Here is a 19345-nt window from a genome sequence, read left to right on the forward strand (position 1 = left end):
GAGTTCAGTCAAATCAATCGCTAAGCGGTTCTGTGAGCCAGCGGATAAGGAAGCGACAGAAAACTGACAATCAATAAGACAGTCCTATCCCCCTATAAGTCGGTGATACATCATGATCAAGATCATGGCGTGCTTTCTCATAGGAGCTCTAACTGCAGGATGCAACGGCATCGTTAAGCCCGACCTTTCAAGGGCTACCAGCGATTCATACTTTCTAGTCTTCTCAGGCTTCCCTCTGCCCTATGTCTATATGGCTTCGGCGGTGCAGTGGAACGAGGATTACGCCGTCACCACCCGCCACACGCCGTTGATCCCCAACGTGAAGTACAGCTGCAGCACTGGTTGCGATCTGGTGTTCTTCCAGCACAAGGCTAACGGCCGCTACCCGTCCTGGCGCGCACCGCGTGTGGGCGAGCGCATCACGGCCGTGGGGGGCAGCCCTTATCTGATGACCACCATTGGTAAGGGCAAGGTGTATCCAACGCCTTTCATCAATACCAATGAACGCAGCGGCGATCTGTACGCTATCCATGATGCCCCGTTGATCAAGGGCATGTCGGGTGGGCCGGTGGTCGCCAGTGACGGCAGTGTCGTCGGCATCAATATCGGTTTCTATTCCACCACATTGAACGATGTGAGCGCCCACCCCGGGGTCAATACCGCCGAGAGGATGAGTATCTTCGTGCCTTACTCGATCATTCTGCGCGAGTGGGGGATGTTGCAGGCGAAGCTTGATGATCCGCACGGGACGAAATACGTCTCGAAGTAGGGGGTAACGCTGTTCATTGTAGGAGCAAGCTCGCTCCTACAAAGGCCACCTGTCACCAGTGTCGGCTGAGGCCTGGTCGCATCGGGGGGATGAATTCGAGCGTTTGCAGATTCAGCAGGGTGAAGTGACCGCGCTCCGGCAGCCAGCCACCGGTGTCGATGTGGTAGACATTGCCCAGGATGACCGGCTGGGGCAGGGGGGTGTGTCCCACAACCACGGCGCGCACACCGGACACGCCGCCAGGATCGCTGTCGGTGATGCGCCGGCGTGACCACTGGAGGGTCGTGGCGATCTGTTCAACCTCCATCGCCAAGCCGGATAGCGCTTCAGTCATGTCTTGCCAACTGCCCGGTGGGACATCCGCGTGCACGATGCCGATCAGGCCTTGCGGCGTCTGAACCTCGATCACTAAAGGCAACTCGGCGAGGATGCCCGCGTAATAGGCTTGCTCGGTCCCCGACAGTCCGTAGAACCAGGCGCCACCATTGGCAAAGTGCAGGCCGCGTTCAACGCTGGCGCGGCCGGCGGCGTGGGATTTGACGGTCATCTGCTCATGGTTGCCCCGCACCGCATGGAACCAGGGCTTGTGCAGCAGCCATTCATCGACGTCCAGTGTTTGCGGCCCGCGGTCGACCAGATCGCCTACGCTGAACAGGCGGTCGATAGACGGGTTGAATCCGGCAGCATCGAGTGCCGTCTGCAGTCGGGCGAAGTGGCCGTGAATGTCGCCCACGGCCAAGTCGCGGCCGACAGGATTGGCGGCGAAGCGCCGCACTTCTCGGGTTTCGAACATGGGAATGCCTTGCCCACCACACACCGGCGGGCTGGTAGTCCGTTGAGTTTAGGCCAGGAAGTGCGGGTTGATAGATACGGTGTCGGTGTCGGTGCCGGATTGGCTGGCGAACAGCACGCCATCAAGCGACCCGACACCGATCAGGCGGCGTCAGAAGCCGATAGCTTGTCCGGGATTGTTGTCCTGCGCGCCAGCGATGAGGTGCAGGGGAATGTGTTGCTGTTCATCGATGGATGAGACTTCAAAACCTCCCACCACCTGGGGCTGTCGCTCGCACACTTCGGTCGACTCTCCTGCCAGTATTTTAGCCATTCTTGCGTGATTCGCGGCGATTTCATTGAGAGTTGACATGGTACATCCCCCGGGTGACTGACCAAGCGTATCGCTGGAGTCCTTGAACATTGAGTTGAGTGCTGCCGCGTCAGAATTACGTCGATCTGGGGCTGCTACGACCGGCCTTTGCAATCCTTGAGCCAGAGAGGGTTGGGTAATTGACGCTACCCCTAGCATAGGCGACGAATGGTGGGTTTGCGTTAAAAAGACGGGTGAATTGTGGTCAACGCCATCCCCCTGTAGGAGTCTGCTTGCTGGCGAAGGCCTCTGCATGGGCGCTGCATGGGCTCCAGGCCGCCAGCGACCATTCGGGCCAATTCGCCAGAAGTAATGCGATTTCGATATCTACGGCAAGCAATCAGCGGGCGTCGTTACGGCACGCATGCTCGTACATGCGCCGTTGTTTTAGTTGCGGGAAGTCGAGCTGCACACCAGGGGCGGATCATGTGTAGCCGTCACCCTCGATCTCGCCCGCAGGGTCGATCACCTGGGCGCTCTGGTTGCGAACGTTGCCAATTGCGCGGTCCACCTTGAACCACTCGAAGGCCTCGGTCGGCTTGCCTTGAAACAGCGCCATGTGCTCGGCGCGCTCCATGGGCGTAGCGGGCTCCAGCCATTCCCGGGCCAGTTCCGGCGATAAGGTCACTGGCCGCCGGTCGTGGATGTCCACCATGCCGCCGGCGCTGTCGGCGGTGATGATGACGAAGCCGTCGTGTTCGCCCGGCTCGTGCTCGGCGTTGGGGTACTGGCCGATCGCGGCGCAGAGTATTGGCGTCCGGTCACGGTGACGGATCAGGTAAGGCTGCTTCTTCGGTCCGCCTTCGTCGACCCATTCAAACCAGTTGTCGATGGCGATGATCGCCCGGCGCGGCCAGATCGCTTTGAAGAACGGACCATGGGCCACTTTCTCGACCCGGGCGTTGATCGGCGCGGCGCGGTCCTTGGCCCAGTGCGGACGCCAGCCCCAGCGCACCAGATCGGCGCGCAAAAACTGGCCTTCCTGGTGAAAGAGGGCGAGTTGAGTGGTCGGCGCGGCGTTATAACGCGCCAACGGCTGGTCGCCGACATAGTTGATCAGGGCGTTAGGAATGGCGAGCGCCGCGACGAAATCGTGAATGCCCCGGTACTGGGAAAGGCGTCCGCACATGATGTGTTCTCCGGCTGTGTCTTCAGCGTAGCCGAGGCGAGAGACTTCGAGGCGTGACGATCGGGCGAGGGTGGGGCGGCGGGCTGAAGATTCAGGAAATGAAGCTTCGCCCGCCGCTGAAGCTGTCAGGCCGCAGCATCCACCGCTACGCCACCCTTCCTCATCGGCACATCATGCAGGGAAATCCTCGAAGTCTCCGGCAACGCCAAACCACCGGCCAGCGCGAGCAACGCAACCGCCATCAGATAGAACGCTGGCGACAGATTGCTGCCGGTGGTGCTGATCAGCCACGTCGCCACCAGCGGCGCGGTGCCACCGAACAGGGTGTAGGCCATGTTGTAGGTGATCGCCGATGCCGTATAGCGAGTACGGGTGGGGAAGGTTTCCGAGAGCAGGGCTGCAGTGACCACGCCACACAACACCGCGCCGATCGCCAATAGCATGACGCCGACGATGGACGCGGCGAACGATCCGGAACTGGCCATCAGGAACGAGGGATACACCACCACGATCAACAGGGCGCAAGCGGTCATCACCGTCGCCCGACGCCCGACGCGGTCCGAATACAGCCCGGCCAGCGGGCAGATCGCCGCGGCGAAGATCAAGGCAATCAGCGACACCAGCAACGCCGTTGCGCGACTCAGGCCGCCTGCGACTTGCAGGTAGGTCGCGAAGTAGGTGGTGAACATATAGAACGACAGCGCCGTCAGCGACACGAAGGCACCCAGGCAGCAGATCGCCGCGCCGTGGTTGCGCAAGGTCTCCTTCAACGGGGAGTGTGCCACCGCATGCTCCTCGGTCACTGCCTGGAATGCCGGGGTTTCATCCAGCTTCCAGCGCAGGTAAAGCCCCACCAGGCCCAGCGGTGCGGCAATCAGGAACGGCAGGCGCCAGCCCCAGCTACCCATGGCTTCGGCCGATAATGAGGCCTCGAGTGCGTAGGCCACCACGGCGGCCGCGGCGAAGGCGGAAAAGGTCGAGACCGGAATGAAGCTGCCATACCAGGCTCTTTTATCGTTGGGTGCATGCTCCATCAAGTAGGCGCACGCCCCTGCGTATTCGCCCCCGGCGGAAAAGCCCTGGGCGCAACGGATGACGGTCAGAAGGATCGGCGCCATGACCCCGATGGCGGCATAAGTGGGCAACACCCCGATCAAGGTCGTCGCACCCGCCATCAGCAGGATGGTCATGGCCAGGGTTCTCTTGCGGCCGATCCTGTCACCGAGCATGCCGAAGAAAATCCCGCCCAGAGGCCTGAACGCAAAGGCCACGGCGAACACCGCGAAGGTTTTCAGCAAGGCGACACTGGCATCGCCGCTGGGGAAAAATTGCTGGGCGATGGTGGTCGCCAGAAAACCGTAGACGGCGAAGTCGAACCACTCGACGAAATTGCCGATGCCGGCGGCCACAATGACTTTTCTCAGTGTTTGCGGGCTGACCTGAGCTGCGCTTGTCATGCTGGACCCTCGACATTCCATTAGTAGGCTTTCGATTATCGGGGCAGCGACTGGAACGGCTCACTTCAAAAGTGTCATCCGCATAGTCAGGACCGACCCATAGCGATTGGGGTACGCATGATTCGTGCCGAAGGGCTTGGATCAAGGCTTGATATGAAACTACCGATGAGCCTTGCCCGACTTTAATAATGAGAGGTTATTAGCGTTACAGTAAAACAATCATTGAGCGTTTAAAGTTATTTGTTGTTGTATTTCGAAATTTTATAACTATCGGGTATTTCCCTTTGGCAACAATGCTTTAAGTTCAGGTATTTGCCGCTCGGATTATGTCATGGGGCCATTATCGGGTTGCAGAATGCTTTATTTGCATAATAAAAAATACGATCTATAGCTATCCATACCTTTCGGATCGTGGGCACGTCAATTTCCCCCCGGGAATTTGAACCGCGTCCAGGTCATCAACGATTTCCGGGCAGTGAACGGGTCCGGATGCAGTTGTGTTGGTTGTGAGGCGAAGTTTTATCTGCCTCTGAAGGGATTAGGGCCATCAACCTCCTGCATCCTGTACGGAAAGGATCCCCCATGCCTGTCCAACTCAGCTATCCAGGCGTCTATATCGAAGAGCTTCCCAGCGGCGTGCGAACCATTACCGGGGTCGCGACCTCGGTGGCGGCCTTTGCCGGTTCGGCGCCTCGCGGGCCGATCAATAATGCCCAGCACCTGTTCAGTTTCGCCGATTACGAGCGGCGTTTCGGCGGCCTGGCGGTGGATTCCGAGATGGGTTATGCGGTCCGCCAGTTTTTCCAGAACGGCGGCACCGAGGCTTACGTGGTGCGTATCGTCAAGGACGCCAGCACCGCGAGCAAAACCTTGCAGAACGCGACGCCGATCGACGTGCTCAAGGTCCAGGCGCTGGACGAAGGCGCTGCTGGCAACGGTATCGAAGTGCGGGTTGATCACCTGACCATCAACCCCGGTAGCTCATTCAACATCACGTTCATCCGCGCCTCGGATGGACGCGCCGAACGCTATGAAAATCTGTCGATGAACTCGATGGACGCCCGCTACGCGCTGGATCAGGTCAATGCTGTTTCACAGTTGGTAAAACTGAGTCGGATGGTCGGTCAGTCGGCGCTGGACGGGTTGGCCGCCGGCACTTCGCGCAGCGCCAACCTGGCCGATGTGACGACCCTGCTGGACGCCAACCACAACGAGTTTCGGGTCAGCGTGAACAATCTGCCGCCGGTCAAGGTGCTGATCGCACTGCCGGCGGATATCGCCGGCGGCACGGCGACCCAGCGTCTGGATTCACTGTGCGGCGCGATCCAGACCAAGGTCCGGGCGCAGGCGAACAGCCAACTGGCCTACCAGAACTTTACCTGTGGGCGGCCGGCCACTACGCAAACGATCCTGATGACGTCCGGTGTCGGCGGCGAATTCTCCAGTGTGCGGGTGCTGCCCGGGCAGAAGAGCAATGCCAGTGCCGCGCTCAAACTGGGCAGTGAGGCCGGTGGCGTCGAGGTCGACGCGGTCGGGGCGATCCGTCCGGTGCCCGTGCCTGATCCGGCGACCCTGACCAGCGATACCTTCGGTGCCAACGACCTGGATGCACTGCCGGATGCGACCCACACCGGCTTGCGCATCAGTCTCGATGGCAATTCCGACGTGATCGATATCGGTGACGCGCTGGCGGTTGGCGGCAACCTGGCTGACAAACTGAGCGACATGGCCGCGCGGATCCAGGCGGCGGTGCGTGCGCGCAAGCCGGGCGATCCGGCCTACCGCAACTTTACCTGCGCAGTGGCCGGCAGCACCTTGGTCCTTGCCACCGGCACCCGGGGCGCGGCCTCGAGTATCGCGGTCTCGGCTTCGCCGCTGAACAGCATCGCCAGCCAACTGCACTTGCTGGCGGGCTCGCTCACCACCCAGCCGGTGAACGTCACGCTGCAGGGTGGCAGTGAAACAGCCTATGCCGCTGCGGATATCTATGCCGCCTTCATTGCTGACCGTGACACGCGCAAAGGGTTGTATGCCCTGGAAGCAGTGGACCTGTTCAACATCCTCTGTCTGCCGGGCATCACCGACGCCGGCGTGCTGATGGATGCGGCCGCCTACTGTGAGGAGCGTCGGGCATTCTTTGTGATCGACTCGCCGCCAATGGCTGTCGATCCGCAGCAGATGGTGGCGACGGTATCCGGCACCGCGTTGCCAAAGTCCGATCATGCCGCGGTCTACTACCCCTGGATCTACATTGCCGATCCCCTGAAAAACGGCAAGCTGCGTCTGAGCGCACCTTGCGGCACCGTGGCCGGGCTTTACGCCCGCACCGATGGCGACCGTGGTGTGTGGAAGGCGCCGGCCGGCACTGAAGCCAGCCTGATCGGGGTGCAGGCGCTGAACTATCAATTGAACGACCGCGAGAATGGCAGTCTCAACCCGTTGGGGGTCAACTGCCTGCGCAGTTTTCCGGTCTACGGCGCGGTGTCCTGGGGTGCCCGGACCTTGCGCGGGGCCGACCAGATGACCTCGGAATACAAGTACGTGCCGGTGCGCCGACTGGCCCTGTTTCTCGAAGAAAGCCTGTATCGCGGCACTCAGTGGGTGGTGTTCGAGCCCAATGATGAGCCGCTCTGGGCGCAGATCCGGCTCAACCTCGGCGCCTTCATGAACAGTCTGTTCCGCCAGGGCGCCTTCCAGGGTAAAACGCCGCGCGAGGCCTATCTGGTCAAGTGCGATCGCGAAACCACCACCCAGGACGACATCAATCGCGGCGTGGTGAATATCCTGGTGGCGTTCGCACCGCTGAAACCGGCGGAGTTCGTGGTGATCAGGATCCAGCAGCTGGCTGGGCAGATTCAGGTGTGATCAAGGCGGCGGTCACCCGGGTGGGTGACTGCTGAACCGCTGCATCGGGGAGATATGCCATGGCTCAGTTCACGGTCAACGCCCAGCGTTTCGATCCGTACAAGAACTTCAAATTCCGCGTCAAGTGGGACGGTCGCTATGTCGCGGGCATCAGCAAGGTGTCGGCGCTCAAGCGCACCACGGAAGTGGTCAAGCACCGCGAGGGCGGTGATCCCAGCAGCAGCCGCAAATCGCCGGGGCGCACCGAGTTCGAGGCGATCACCCTGGAGCGCGGGGTGACCCACGATGCCGATTTCGAGCGCTGGGCGAACAAGGTCTGGAACTTCGCTTCCGGCCTGGGCGCGGAGGTGTCGCTCAAGGATTTTCGCAAGGACATCATCATCGAGCTGTACAACGAGGCCGGCCAATTGGCCCTGGCGTACAAGGTGTTCCGCTGTTGGGTCAGCGAGTTCCAGTCGCTGCCGGACCTGGACGCCAATGCCAACGCCGTGGCCATCGCCCGTCTGAAGCTGGAAAACGAAGGCTGGGAGCGCGATTACGAGGTGGCCGAACCGAGCGAGCCAAGCTTCAACGAGCCGAACTGACGAGGCATCGTGCCTGCTGGTGTTTCCATGACGGAGATCCCTGACTGTGTCCAAGCTTGATTGCGCTGACTGGCTGGCGATCTGGGACCATAGCCAGACGCTGCCCCCCGCCCTGCAAACCTGCGCGCTCTTGGCGCCCTTGCTGGCCGATGGCCTGGCGGGTGCCGAACGGTTGCCAGTGGGGCGGCGCGATGCCCATCTGCTGGATCTGTATGACGCACTGCTCGGTCCGCAATTGACCGCCATGGCCTGCTGCGGGCACTGCGCCGAGCGCCTGGAGCTGAACCTGAACACGGCCGACCTGCGCCTGGATGATCCAGCCCCCGCCGCGCCGGAACTGCAGTTGGAATGGCAAGATTACCACCTGCGCTTTCGCCTGCCGGACAGCCGCGACCTGGCGGTCCTGGCCCAATGGTTGAACAATGAGCCGGCAACGGACATCGAGCAGGCCCGGCTGCTGTTGGTCCGGCGCTGCGTGCTGGAGGCGGCGCAGGGCGCTCGGCCGGTGTCGCCCGAGGCATTGCCCCAGGGTCTGCTGCAGGCCTTGAGCGAGGCCATGACACAGGCCGATCCACAGGCGCTGATCGAGTTGGACATGTGCTGCCCGGCGTGCGAGGAACGCTGGAACGAGGCCTTCGATATCGGCAGCTATCTGCTGGAAAGTCTTGATCATTGGGCGCGCCGGACACTCGATCAAGTGCATCTGCTGGCGACGGCCTACGGCTGGAGCGAGGCGCAGATCCTCGCCTTGAGCCCGCAACGTCGTGCCCGCTATCTGGAACGCGTGCAGTCATGAGTGACTTGCTGCTGGTCCTGGCCCGTCGCGCCTTGCAGCCGTCGGCGATTCGCCCGCGAATCGGCTCGCGCTTTGAAAACGACGCGATCATGCTGCGCGATGTCGAGCAGGCGCCGCCATCGCCGCTGGCGTCTCCCCGCGAACCGACAACTCCGATTACCCCGAAACCCGGAGTGGTACAGCCCGACTCCGAGTCATCCACACCGATACCGATACCGCTGCCCGTTACGCCGGTGTTGCGCCGGGCGACCTCGCTGCTGCAGCAGCCGCCGCCGGTGACGTCCACCCCGCCACCGACGCGTGGACCCTTGCCAAATCGGGTGTCATCGGTGTTTGTATCGCCGAAGGACGCCGGGTTGCCGCGGATCCCGCTGCCGTTGCCACCGGTGGTCGATACGGCGCAAGGGCAGTCACCGTTGCGCCTGGAAACCCGATTGATCGAACGCACCCACAGTGAACAGCGCGTCGAGCGCCACGAGCTGAGTCGGGAGCTGATCGAGCGCCGTGTCGAACGTCTGCACGAGCAACCGCCAACCGCCACCGCTGCCCCGGGGCCACTTCATGCCCGGCAGGAACCGCGCCCGCCGCAGCTCGATGGGCAGGTCGCCGCGCCACGGGTTGAAATCACCATCGGCCGGATCGAAATTCTCCCGCACGAGGCTGCGCCCGCAGCGCGTCGGGAAGAGCCGCTCCGGCGCCTGCCGGCCAAGTCCCTGGATGACTACCTGAGGGAGCGTGACGCTGGTGCAGGGCCGCGATCATGAGTTCGCCACTCGGGCTGGCAGCCGCGCTCGCGACGCTCCAGCAGATGCTCGAAAGCGGTCTGGCCGACTTGAAAATCAGTGACGTGTTGGGCGGCGCGCCGAGCGTCACCTGTGTCGGCCCGGACCGCATAGATCCCGACGGCGGCGACCAGCTGAACCTCTTTCTCTACAACCAGACGCGCAATCCCGGCTGGGCCAATCTCGGCCTGCCGAGCCGCGATAGCCTGGGTGAGCGCATCGGCAACCCACCCCTCGCACTGGACTTGCACATTCTGATCACCGCCTATGGCGCCGCTGACTTTCACGCCGAAATCCTGCTCGGCGCCGCCATGCAGATCCTTCACGACACGCCGGGAATGGGCCGTGATGCCATCCGCGCGGCACTCAAGCCGGCGCCGAACAAACCCAATGTGCCCAAGGCCCTGGAACGTGCCGGGCTGGCCGACCAGCTGGAGCAACTGCGGATCACACCGCTCAATCACAGCACCGACGAACTCTCGCGCATCTGGTCCGCGATCCAGGTGCCGGCGCGGCCCAGTGCGGCGTACCTGATCAGCGTGCTGCTGCAATCAACGACCAGGAGCCAGCGCACGCCGCTGCCGGTTCGGGAGCGCAACCTCTATGTGGTGCCGCTGCGTACGCCACGGGTGGACCGGGTCGAATCGGTGGCCGGTGCGGCCATGCCGATTCTGCCGGACGGCAGCGTGCGGGTCAGCGGCGCCAATTTCAAGGCCACGGCGGTGCAATTGCTGGTCAACGGACTGGACCTGAGCACCGGTCTGAGCAAAGTCGAAAACGACACCCTGGAGTTCGGCTTCCTGTCGCCGGCGCTGCCTTCATCCTTGCGGGCGGGCGTCTGCACAGTGCAGGTGGTCCATGGGCAATGGTTGGGTACGCCGCCAGTGGCGCACGGGGCGGTGCAATCGAACCCGGGTGTGTTCATCCTCAATCCCCAGGCAACTTTTGTCGTACAGTCCGGCGCCACCAGCTCGGTGGTCGACGGCGTGACCTATCGGTCCGGTGGCATAAAGGTGACCTGTACGCCACCGGTGGGCGCGCGCCAGCGGGTACGCCTGCTGCTCAACGAAAAGGACCCGCCGGACGATCGGCCGGCACGGGCCTACAGTTTCAACGCAATTGACGGTAACGGCATTCTCCCGCCGGCCGAGCAGAGCGCAGCCGTCACCGTCGAATACCAGGGCGTCGTCCAGGGTGCCTATCTGGCACGGGTGCAGGTGGATGCCGGAACCAGCGCGCTGGTCATGGGCGCGGATGGGCAATTCAGCGCACCGCAGGTGCTGCCATGAGCCATCGCCGGGATTTCGCCAACAACCGCCGCGTGCTGACCCAGGCGTTGAATGCGTTTGTCGCCTATCTGACGGCGCGGTTGGCAGGCGACCCTGCGCCCCTGGGCGCTTATCTGGAAACCCCGCCGGCCCTGGCGCTGTTGAGCGAGCGGCTGGGACTGAGCCGATTCGAGCAGGACCTGTTGCTGCTGGCCGCCGCGGTAGACCTTGACCCACGCTTTCGCGATCTGCTGGCCCAGGCTCACGGCGACGTGAACCAACCCTGGTTGAGTTTCGAATTGGCCCTGCGCCTGCTACCGGATCCGCAGTGGAGTGCGACCACCCCGGTCGGCCGTCTGCGGCGCTGGCAATTGCTCGAGCCGTGCGGCAGCGGCGGGGCGCTGCAAGCGCGGTTGGTGGTGGATGAAATGATCCTGCACCGGATTGCCGGCCTTAGCTTTCCCGACCCGCGCCTGGAACCGTGGTTTCGTCAGGAAAACCTGCCGGATGCCGCGTCGGTCGTTATCGACAGGCACCAGGCCAGGGCCAGCATCCTCGAGATCGCCGCTCAGTGGCAGGCGGCGCCCAGCCTGGCCCTGGCGCCGATCGCGCGGCTGCTGGACGGCGACGGTGAAGCCTACGCCCAGGCCCTGGCGGCAGAACTGGGGCTCAAGCTTTACCGGATGGCTGAGCATGACCTGCCAGCCGGGCCAGTCGAGCGCGAGCAGCTGGCGCACCTGTGGGCGCGTGAAGCGCTGTTGCAGGGCGTGCTGCTCTGGTTGCAACCGCGCAGCCTGAACCCGGAGCAGGCGCAACGCTTGGGCGAGTTCCTCGATCACTTGCAGTGCCTGTTGCTGCTCAGTGGCGACAGCGCACCCAACTTGCGTCGCCGTCAATGCCGGGTCACGGTCCAGGACAATGATGCGTCGGCGCGGCTCAAGCTCTGGCAGCAACAATTGGGTGACTCAGTCGCCGACGTCAATGGCCGTCTCGGTCTGTTGGCGGAACAGTTTCAGCTTGGCAGCAGCACCATCCTGCGTCTCGCCGAGGGTTTCAAGGCCAGGCCCGAAGGCGGTGCCGATCACCTCTGGCAGGTGTGTCGAGAAGAAGCTCGACGCGGCCTGGAGCACTTGGCGGAACGGGTGGATGCCCGCGCCGGCTGGGACGATCTGGTATTGCCGGACGCGGCCCTGACCAGCCTGCGTACATTGGCGGCCCAGGTCCGCCAGCGCACCCGGGTGTATCGCGACTGGGGCTTTGCCGCACGCAGCGACCGTGGCCTGGGTATCAGCGCCTTGTTCGCCGGCGGCAGCGGCACCGGCAAGACCCTGGCCGCCGAAGTGCTGGCCAATGAACTGGGGCTGGACCTCTACCGCATCGATCTGGCGGCGCTGGTCAGCAAGTACATCGGCGAGACCGAGAAAAACCTGTCGCGGGTATTCGCCGCGGCCGAAAGCAGCGGCGCGATCCTGCTGTTCGACGAGGCCGACGCCTTGTTCGGTAAACGCAGTGAGGTGCGCGACAGTCATGACCGCTACGCGAACCTGGAGGTCAGCTACCTGCTGCAACGGATCGAGACTTACCGGGGGCTGGCGATTCTCACCACCAACCTGAAGCAGGCCATCGACCCGGCGTTCCAGCGCCGCATCCGTTTCATCGTGCATTTTCCCTTCCCCGATGTGGAGGCCCGCAGTGCCATCTGGCAGCGGGCGTTTCCGTCCGTGGCGCCGTGCAGCGCGCTGGACATTGGCAAGTTGGCGAGGCTTTCGCTGTCGGGCGGGCATATCCGCAACCTGGCCTTGAACGCGGCCTTCCTCGCGGCGGACAGGGACATGGCCATCGGCATGCAGCATCTGCGCGCCGCGGCCGAAGCGGAGTTCGCCAAACTGGAGAAACCGCTGCCGGCGGCGGAAGTGGGGGACTGGGAATGACCCGCACCCTGGCACCCGCCGCCCCGACCATCAGCCTGACGATAGGGACCCTGGCGCTGCCCGGCTATTCGTTGCGCAATGGCCAGCGCCTGGCCGGCGCCCTGGAGCGCGAGTTGGGGCGGTTGCTGATCCAGGGAGCGCTGCCAGGGCCAGGCTTTGCGCTCGAGCAGGTGCAAATTCCCCGGTTCGCCACGCCCGCCGGTGAACGCCCGGAGCGCACCGGACGGCGCCTGGCACGGCTGATCGCCGAACAGTTGCAGGGGCCGGGACAATGACCGAACACGCACTCGCCCCCAACGCCGAACGCGACGCCGCGCCGCCGAAGACCGCCGTGCGCGGGCTGCTGTTGCAGCGCAAGTGCGCCTGTGGCGCGGGCGCCGGCAGCAGCGGCGAATGCGAAAGCTGCGCCGCCGGCCGCGCGCAGAACCTGCAACGCAAAAGCACCGGTGTCGAGAGCGGACAGGGCGTGCCGGCCTCGGTCAACGAGACCCTGGCGCGTCCCGGTCGACCCTTGGATGCCGATACCCGCGACTTCATGGAGGGCCGCTTCGGCAGCGACTTCGCTGCCGTACGCATCCACGACGACAGCGCCGCCGGGGCCAGCGCCCGGGATGTGGATGCGCATGCTTTCACGGTCGGCCAGGACATCGTGTTCGGTGACGGTCAATACCAGCCCCACAGCGACAGCGGTCGACACCTGTTGGCCCACGAACTGGCCCACACCGTGCAGCAACAAGGCCTGCAACGCTCCGGTACCGGCAACCTGGCCGATCAGGGGCCGCACTACCAGCGGCTGGAGCGCGAGGCCGATTTCGTCGCCGACAGCGTGATGCGCGGCCAGCCCCTGGCCAGCGGCGTGCTCAGCCAGGGCGGGCCACGCCTGTCGCGCAAGGCAGGCAAGGGCAAGTCGCAAGACTATGAGGTGGACAGCCGTTACAGGGACCTGGAAATGACCACCGGGCACAAGGTCACGCCGGAGAAGAAAACCACCGCCAAAGTGAAAGGCAAGGACAAGGAACTGGCTTCGTTCGACGTCGATTTCCTTGAGTTGCATGAGGTCAAGGGCCCGGTGCTCAAAGACTGGCAAAGCAAGGCCAAGGCCAAGGCGCTGCGGGCAATCATCACATTGCAGGGGGCCAAGGCCCAGGAAGCGGGCCTGTGGCAAATGCGCGTCAGCTCCGACGAGCTGCGTTCGCGTTGGGTCAACCTTCGCGGCTGGAAGATGGGCGATGCGCTGGACGCCGCCTGGCAAAAGGCCGGTGGCGATGCCGAGTTCCCCAAGGTTGGCGGCGGCACCTGCGAGATGGATCACATCATCGAATTGCAGGTGGGCGGCGATAACACCCAGGAAAATATCCAGGTGCTCGACCGCCTTGATAACGGCATGAGCGGCAGCCTGATCAAGCAGCAGGTGTTCGGCCTGGCACAAGCCATCGCGGAAAAGATCGAGGAGGGCGGCGAGGAGCCGCCGGCGCAGATCCGCCTGGTGTTCGCCGATTCCAAAATGAAGAGTACCGGCAAGTGCGGGCCCTGCTGTGAAACCGGCAAGAAGCTCGGCAAGCCCGGCAAGGACGGGCGTGCCGACAAATCCACGCAAATCCTGATCGACTACCCGGTCATGGCCGGCGGCAGCACGCGGATGCTGCGGGTCAGCGACAAGACCAAGACGCCGCCGATCTTCGAGTCCGGTATCCCGGAAAACGTCGCGGGCGCCGAAATCCTTCCCGGACTGTTGTTGATGACCCTGCGCCGGGTCGGCAAGGGCAAGGACACCATCAGCGCCGTGATCGACACCCGCGATCGTACGCGCCTGCCCATCACCCTGCCGGCCAAGGGCACGGGCGTGGTGCTGGATGTCGCCGAAGATGGCGGCCTGACCCTCTCCGAGGCGGCAAAAAAGAACGCCGGTATCGCGTTCACCTACGACTACCTGAGCCCCGGGCGTTTCACCAAACTGGATCTGGTACCCGGTGGGGTTGCCGGCGAGGGCTACATCACGCCCACCAAAGTGCCCTTGCTGCAGCGCCTCGAGGTGGCCTTTTCACCCGAGTATTTCCGGCTCAAGGCGCCGCTGGACAAGAACAAGCTGAAGCCACCGTTTGCCGGGGTGAAAATCACCGAGGCCTCCCTGGCCATCGACCTGGCGCCCAAGCTGAAGCCGGTCGGCAGTGTGGCGTTCGAGTTCGGCACCACGAAGAAAATCGCCGCGAGCAAAGTCGAGGTCAGTGCCGACGAGAACGGCCTGGTGTTGACCGGGGTCCTTTTCGTCTACTTGCCCGGGGTCGATGAAGCCAAAGGCGAGATCAAGTACCAGGCCGGCGAGTGGAGTGGCGGCGCACATATCGAGTCGGGGCAGATGGCCGGCAAGATTCCCTATGTGAAGAGCGGCGCGGTCGATGTGTACCTCAAGGCCGGCAAGATCGACGCCAGTGGCAAGGTCAACCTGGAACTGCCTGGCGGCAACGAGGCCTCGCTGGAGCTTAATTACACCCGCAGCAAGTGGGTGTTCCAGGGACACGGCAAGATCAAAGTCAAGAACCCCTACCTCAAGCCGATCCAGGCCAGCCTCTGGTACGACGGCGAACTGTTCATCGCCAAGGGCCAGGCCGGATTCGCCTTCTCGGGCCTCGACGGCATCGTAGATGCCACCTACGAAAACAAGGCCGGCAACGAGAAGGTCTACGGCAAGGGCGATATCAAGATCGACAAGGGCCGGGCCAAGGGCAATATCGTCGTCGAGTTGCTGCCCAACGGAAAAATCGCCGGCAAGGGCAGGCTGTCCTACGAAATCAAGAAGGATATGGTGGCCACGGCCGGCATCACGGTGGACGAACAGCAAAAAATCACCTTCGACGGCGAGCTGAGCTTTCCCGACGTCACTTTGTTCAAGCGCTTCCCGGAGAAAGACGAAAATCAACCGATTTTCTCGGCCTCGGGCAGCATCCCGATCCCTGGCGCCTCCATCGGCCCGATCGGGCTCAAGGTCAAGCTCTGGGGCAGCCTGGGGTATTACTACTACGTCGGCCCCGGCGTGCTCACCGGGGTCAAGGCCACGGTCAAGTTCAGCCCCTTCGAAGCCGACCCGGACTTCAGTTTCAACCTCAAGGCCATCGCCCGCATCCCGGCGGGAGGGGGGATCAGTGGCAAAGTCGGCGCGGATGTGGTCATCGATCTGTACCTCGCCGAGGTCGGTGGCGGCCTCAGCGTCGAGGCCTCGGTCGGCCTTGAAGGCAAGGCCGAACTGGACGGCGAGATCGCCTACAGCAAGGACAAATTCAGCGTCGATGCCAAGGCCTTCATCGGCGGCGCGGTGGTGCTGGACGCGGCGCTGAAGGCCCGGGTCTACGCCGAAGCCGGGGTCTGGCGGTTCAAGATACGTACCGAAAAGACCTGGAAGCTACTCGGTGGCAAAGTCGACACCGACATGAAACTCGGCGTGCGCGTGCCGCTGCACTACGACAGCATCGACGGCTTTCGCATGCCCAGGCTCTCCGATATCAAGCCCGAACCCGCGCAGCTCAACCTCGATCCGACGAAGATGCTTTCCAACCTGTTCGGCAACGCTAAGAGTGAGGAGCACGAGGTATGACCGGGTTTTCCAATTCGCCGAAAGTGCTCAAGGGCGGGCTGATCCTGATCGACCCCGCCAGCGGTGCCGTGCTGCGGGTGATTGCGCTGCAGTACAACCCCGACCTGCTGACCCGCAGCCTGCAACCCCAGAGCACCGGCGGCAGTGCGGCGATCAGCGAGCCGCTTCGGCTGAAGGGGCCGCCAGTGGAAACCATCAAACTCGACGCCGACATCGACGCCACCGACCAGCTGGAGTTCTCCGACCAGCACCCTGGCGCGATCGAGGTCGGTATCCACCCGCAGCTCGCGGCACTGGAAACCATCGTCTACCCGGACAGCAACGCCTTGATCCGCAACAACCAGATGGCGAACGCCGGCACCCTGGAAATCGTTCCGGTGCAGGCGCCGCTGCCCTTGTTCGTGTGGAGCAAGGAGCGGGTGGTGCCGGTGCGCATCACCGATTTTTCGATCGTCGAGGAGGCGTTCGACGTCAACCTCAACCCGATTCGCGCGCGCATCACCCTCGGCATGCGCGTGCTCAACATCAATGACCTGGGCTTCGGCGACAAAGGCGGGCACCTCTACATGGTTTACCACCAGGGCCGCGAACGCCTGGCGCGCAAGGCCAGCAGCGCGACCCTGGCCAGCCTGGGTTTGAGCGCGCTTTTTTAAAACAACGGCTAGCTGAGAACAAAAGGACAGTCACGATGAGCGACCGCTTCCCACCTAACAGCCGCTACTACCCGACCGAAACCGCCGAGCTGGTCAATACCGACGGTCGACGCCTGGTCTACCTGCGTCGGCGTTTCGTCCCCGATCCGGCGAACTTTGTCACCTTGCAGATCTACACCGTGATCGAGGGCGACCGTATCGATCGCATGGCCGCTGCGGTGCTCGGCGATCCGGAACAGTTCTGGCGCCTGCCGGATGCCAATGGCAGCCTCCACCCGCTGGAGCTGGAAGAATTGGGTCGGCACATCCGCCTGACGTTGCCCGAAGGCATGCAGGGGCCAAGCGATGCTTAAAGGTATGCATGTCTCGTTGCTGATCGGCCCGGCGATCCCGCTACCCGTGCCCAAGCCGCTGATCGATGCCTTGCAGAGCATCCAGGTGACGTCGGCGGCGGGCGCGCGCAGCGGCTTCCAGATCAGCTTCGCCCTGCACAACAACTCCCCGCTGCACACCCTGTTGTTGCTCGCCGGCGGGCGAGTGCCGTGGCTGCGGGTGCTGATCGTGATCACCGTCAACAGCCTGCCGATGGTGTTGATGGACGGCCTGATCACCCGCCAGGAAGTCAGTGGCTCCAACGACCCGGGGCAGAGCACCCTGACCATCACCGGCGAGGACCTGTCGGTGGCCATGGACCAGCAGGAATTCAACGGCATTCCCTATCCGGCCATGTCGGCCGAGGCGCGGGTGGCGCTGATCGTCGCCAAGTACGCGATCTTTGGCATGGTGCCGCTGGTGATCCCGCAAATCTTCAGCGATGTGCCGATCCCGGTGGAAAAAATCCCCACCCACGACGGCACCGACCTGGCCTATGTGCAGAAGCTGGCCAAGGATGCCGGCTACGTGTTCTATGTCGAGCCCGGTCCGCTGCCGGGGATGAATACCGCCTATTGGGGCCCGGAGATCAAGCTCGGGATACCGCAACCGGCGCTGAACCTGGGGATGGATGCCCACAGCAATGTCGAGGCGCTGTCGTTCAGCGTAGACAACACCAAGGCCAGCCTGCCCATCGTGTTCATCCAGAACCCGCTGACCAAATTCCCGATTCCATTGCCGATCCCCGACATCAGTCTGCTCAATCCGCCGCTGGGTGCGCTGCCGCCCATTCCCAAGTCGATCCATCTGCTCAAGGACACCGCCAAGCTCTCGCCGATGGCGGCCCTGTCCAAGGGGTTGGCAGAGGCGGCGGGTTCTGCCGATGCAGTGACCGCCACCGGATCGGTCGATGTGTTGCGTTACGGCTCGGTGCTGAAGGCGCGTCAGCTGGTCGGCGTGCGCGGCGCGGGCAGCGCCTTCGACGGTTTGTATTACGTGAAAAGCGTGACCAGCAACTTCAAGCCGGGGGAGTTCAAGCAGAACTTCACGCTGACGCGCAACGGCTTGATCTCGACGCTGCCGAGGGTACCGGTATGAACGCTGAGCAAGGCAAATACTACGGCAAGTTCCGCGGTGTGGTGTTGAACAACATCGACCCGATGCAGATGGCCCGCGTCCAGGTCCAGGTCCCGGATGTGCTGGGGCTCGGCATCTCCAGCTGGGCCATGCCCTGTGTGCCGTTCGCCGGGCAGCAGAGCGGGATGTTCGTGCTGCCGCAGATCGGCGCCGGGGTCTGGGTCGAGTTCGAGCAGGGCAACCAGGATTACCCGATCTGGGTCGGCGGCTTCTGGGGCAGCGCGGCAGAGGTGCCAGCCCTGGCGCTGGCGGGGCTGCCGGTGTCGCCAAGCATCGTGTTGCAGACCGGCAACCAGAACGGCCTGACGATCTCCGACCTGCCGGGGCCCACGGGCGGCATCCTGCTCAAGACCCTGACCGGGGCGATGATTTCGATCAACGAAATCGGGATCACCATCAGCAACGGCCAGGGCGCGACGATCATGCTCAACGGCCCGGCGGTGAACATCAATCAAGGCGCATTGACGGTGATTTGACATGAACATTTCTCGAAATCGGCATCTGGGTATGCGGCTGGACCTGCCCCTGACAGGGGAGGACCGCTGATGCCCGGTTTTCTCCTGCACCTGGGCGCCACCGTGATGTGCAGCCACGGCGGGCAGGCGACGCCGACTGCGCCTTTTGCCCGGGTGACAGTCTCCGGCCAGCCCGTGACGACCCTGGCCGCGCCCTATGTGATTGCCGGCTGCGGCATGCCACCGCCACCCGCCGGCAATGGCCCCTGCGTGACCGGTCAATGGCTGGTTGGCGCGACCCGGGTATTCGCCGGCGGGCTGCCGGTGCTGCTGCAATCGAGCACCTCGATCTGCGTGCCCACCGGCACGCCGATGCAGGTCGTCGTCACCCAGCTACGGGTCTCGGGAGTCTGA

At 63.4% G+C, this 19345-nt stretch carries 18 protein-coding genes; 14 read left to right on the top strand and 4 right to left on the bottom strand.

Annotated features, from left to right (window positions below):
• Window positions 1–112: 112 nt before the first annotated feature.
• A complete protein-coding gene (locus PMA3_RS11450; protein ID WP_064677254.1) occupies window positions 113–769 on the top strand; it encodes a S1 family peptidase in 657 nt (218 codons plus the stop codon).
• A gap of 52 nt (window positions 770–821) precedes the next feature.
• Here PMA3_RS11450 and PMA3_RS11455 read toward each other — a convergent pair whose 3' ends face one another.
• The 4 genes from PMA3_RS11455 to PMA3_RS11465 form a co-directional block, all read right to left on the bottom strand.
• Window positions 822–1562, bottom strand: coding sequence for a metallophosphoesterase (locus tag PMA3_RS11455; RefSeq protein WP_064677255.1), 741 nt, complete (start codon window positions 1560–1562; stop codon window positions 822–824).
• Between the two features lie 150 nt (window positions 1563–1712).
• Window positions 1713–1913, bottom strand: a complete 201-nt coding sequence (locus PMA3_RS30685; protein WP_082930470.1) for a hypothetical protein — start codon at window positions 1911–1913, stop codon at window positions 1713–1715.
• A gap of 424 nt (window positions 1914–2337) precedes the next feature.
• Window positions 2338–3042, bottom strand: coding sequence for an SOS response-associated peptidase family protein (locus tag PMA3_RS11460; protein ID WP_064677256.1), 705 nt, complete (start codon window positions 3040–3042; stop codon window positions 2338–2340).
• Between the two features lie 125 nt (window positions 3043–3167).
• A complete protein-coding gene (locus tag PMA3_RS11465; protein ID WP_064677257.1) occupies window positions 3168–4499 on the bottom strand; it encodes an MFS transporter in 1332 nt (443 codons plus the stop codon).
• 582 nt (window positions 4500–5081) lie between these two features.
• Between PMA3_RS11465 and PMA3_RS11470 the strand changes: the two genes are divergently transcribed.
• The 13 genes from PMA3_RS11470 (at window position 5082) to PMA3_RS11530 (ending at window position 19345) form a co-directional block, all read left to right on the top strand.
• Window positions 5082–7364: a phage tail sheath family protein gene (locus tag PMA3_RS11470; protein WP_064677258.1), complete on the top strand. Its 2283-nt coding sequence runs from the start codon at window positions 5082–5084 to the stop codon at window positions 7362–7364.
• 59 nt (window positions 7365–7423) lie between these two features.
• On the top strand, window positions 7424–7948 hold the full coding sequence (locus PMA3_RS11475; RefSeq protein WP_057399652.1) for a phage tail protein: 525 nt from the start codon (window positions 7424–7426) through the stop codon (window positions 7946–7948).
• 46 nt (window positions 7949–7994) lie between these two features.
• Window positions 7995–8744 (top strand): T4 family baseplate hub assembly chaperone, encoded by a 750-nt coding sequence (locus tag PMA3_RS11480; protein ID WP_064677259.1) that lies wholly within the window; start codon window positions 7995–7997, stop codon window positions 8742–8744.
• Complete coding sequence (locus PMA3_RS11485) at window positions 8741–9508, top strand: hypothetical protein (protein ID WP_064677260.1); 768 nt, start codon at window positions 8741–8743, stop codon at window positions 9506–9508. Before PMA3_RS11480 ends, PMA3_RS11485 begins: the two co-directional genes overlap by 4 nt.
• A complete protein-coding gene (locus PMA3_RS11490) occupies window positions 9505–10815 on the top strand; it encodes a Pvc16 family protein (RefSeq protein ID WP_064677261.1) in 1311 nt (436 codons plus the stop codon). The genes PMA3_RS11485 and PMA3_RS11490 overlap by 4 nt, the downstream gene beginning before the upstream one ends.
• On the top strand, window positions 10812–12725 hold the full coding sequence (locus PMA3_RS11495) for an ATP-binding protein (protein ID WP_064677262.1): 1914 nt from the start codon (window positions 10812–10814) through the stop codon (window positions 12723–12725). The genes PMA3_RS11490 and PMA3_RS11495 overlap by 4 nt, the downstream gene beginning before the upstream one ends.
• On the top strand, window positions 12722–13000 hold the full coding sequence (locus PMA3_RS11500) for a hypothetical protein (RefSeq protein ID WP_064677263.1): 279 nt from the start codon (window positions 12722–12724) through the stop codon (window positions 12998–13000). Before PMA3_RS11495 ends, PMA3_RS11500 begins: the two co-directional genes overlap by 4 nt.
• Window positions 12997–16314, top strand: a complete 3318-nt coding sequence (locus PMA3_RS11505) for an eCIS core domain-containing protein (RefSeq protein WP_064677264.1) — start codon at window positions 12997–12999, stop codon at window positions 16312–16314. Before PMA3_RS11500 ends, PMA3_RS11505 begins: the two co-directional genes overlap by 4 nt.
• Window positions 16311–16967 carry a hypothetical protein gene (locus PMA3_RS11510; RefSeq protein WP_064677265.1) on the top strand — a complete coding sequence of 219 codons (657 nt, stop codon included), beginning with the start codon at window positions 16311–16313 and terminating at the stop codon, window positions 16965–16967. Before PMA3_RS11505 ends, PMA3_RS11510 begins: the two co-directional genes overlap by 4 nt.
• Before the next feature lie 35 nt (window positions 16968–17002).
• Entirely contained in the window at window positions 17003–17320 is a 318-nt protein-coding gene (locus tag PMA3_RS11515; protein ID WP_064677266.1) for a hypothetical protein, read from the top strand.
• On the top strand, window positions 17313–18437 hold the full coding sequence (locus PMA3_RS11520; protein WP_064677267.1) for a hypothetical protein: 1125 nt from the start codon (window positions 17313–17315) through the stop codon (window positions 18435–18437). The genes PMA3_RS11515 and PMA3_RS11520 overlap by 8 nt, the downstream gene beginning before the upstream one ends.
• The gene (locus PMA3_RS11525; protein ID WP_064677268.1) at window positions 18434–18952 is read left to right on the top strand and encodes a phage baseplate assembly protein V; all 519 of its coding nucleotides are present in this window, start codon (window positions 18434–18436) and stop codon (window positions 18950–18952) included. The genes PMA3_RS11520 and PMA3_RS11525 overlap by 4 nt, the downstream gene beginning before the upstream one ends.
• Window positions 18953–19021: 69 nt before the next feature.
• Complete coding sequence (locus PMA3_RS11530) at window positions 19022–19345, top strand: hypothetical protein (protein ID WP_064677269.1); 324 nt, start codon at window positions 19022–19024, stop codon at window positions 19343–19345.

The organism is Pseudomonas silesiensis (assembly GCF_001661075.1).
Taxonomy (GTDB): domain Bacteria; phylum Pseudomonadota; class Gammaproteobacteria; order Pseudomonadales; family Pseudomonadaceae; genus Aquipseudomonas; species Aquipseudomonas silesiensis.

What these genes read in the sequence shown, in the direction of transcription:
- PMA3_RS11450 (WP_064677254.1), top strand. Translation starts at nt 113, where the DNA reads ATGATCAAGATCATGGCGTGCTTTCTCATAGGAGCTCTAACTGCAGGA.
- PMA3_RS11455 (WP_064677255.1), bottom strand. Translation starts at nt 1,562, where the DNA reads ATGTTCGAAACCCGAGAAGTGCGGCGCTTCGCCGCCAATCCTGTCGGC.
- PMA3_RS30685 (WP_082930470.1), bottom strand. Translation starts at nt 1,913, where the DNA reads ATGTCAACTCTCAATGAAATCGCCGCGAATCACGCAAGAATGGCTAAA.
- PMA3_RS11460 (WP_064677256.1), bottom strand. Translation starts at nt 3,042, where the DNA reads ATGTGCGGACGCCTTTCCCAGTACCGGGGCATTCACGATTTCGTCGCG.
- PMA3_RS11465 (WP_064677257.1), bottom strand. Translation starts at nt 4,499, where the DNA reads ATGACAAGCGCAGCTCAGGTCAGCCCGCAAACACTGAGAAAAGTCATT.
- PMA3_RS11470 (WP_064677258.1), top strand. Translation starts at nt 5,082, where the DNA reads ATGCCTGTCCAACTCAGCTATCCAGGCGTCTATATCGAAGAGCTTCCC.
- PMA3_RS11475 (WP_057399652.1), top strand. Translation starts at nt 7,424, where the DNA reads ATGGCTCAGTTCACGGTCAACGCCCAGCGTTTCGATCCGTACAAGAAC.
- PMA3_RS11485 (WP_064677260.1), top strand. Translation starts at nt 8,741, where the DNA reads ATGAGTGACTTGCTGCTGGTCCTGGCCCGTCGCGCCTTGCAGCCGTCG.
- PMA3_RS11490 (WP_064677261.1), top strand. Translation starts at nt 9,505, where the DNA reads ATGAGTTCGCCACTCGGGCTGGCAGCCGCGCTCGCGACGCTCCAGCAG.
- PMA3_RS11495 (WP_064677262.1), top strand. Translation starts at nt 10,812, where the DNA reads ATGAGCCATCGCCGGGATTTCGCCAACAACCGCCGCGTGCTGACCCAG.
- PMA3_RS11500 (WP_064677263.1), top strand. Translation starts at nt 12,722, where the DNA reads ATGACCCGCACCCTGGCACCCGCCGCCCCGACCATCAGCCTGACGATA.
- PMA3_RS11505 (WP_064677264.1), top strand. Translation starts at nt 12,997, where the DNA reads ATGACCGAACACGCACTCGCCCCCAACGCCGAACGCGACGCCGCGCCG.
- PMA3_RS11510 (WP_064677265.1), top strand. Translation starts at nt 16,311, where the DNA reads ATGACCGGGTTTTCCAATTCGCCGAAAGTGCTCAAGGGCGGGCTGATC.
- PMA3_RS11515 (WP_064677266.1), top strand. Translation starts at nt 17,003, where the DNA reads ATGAGCGACCGCTTCCCACCTAACAGCCGCTACTACCCGACCGAAACC.
- PMA3_RS11520 (WP_064677267.1), top strand. Translation starts at nt 17,313, where the DNA reads ATGCTTAAAGGTATGCATGTCTCGTTGCTGATCGGCCCGGCGATCCCG.
- PMA3_RS11525 (WP_064677268.1), top strand. Translation starts at nt 18,434, where the DNA reads ATGAACGCTGAGCAAGGCAAATACTACGGCAAGTTCCGCGGTGTGGTG.
- PMA3_RS11530 (WP_064677269.1), top strand. Translation starts at nt 19,022, where the DNA reads ATGCCCGGTTTTCTCCTGCACCTGGGCGCCACCGTGATGTGCAGCCAC.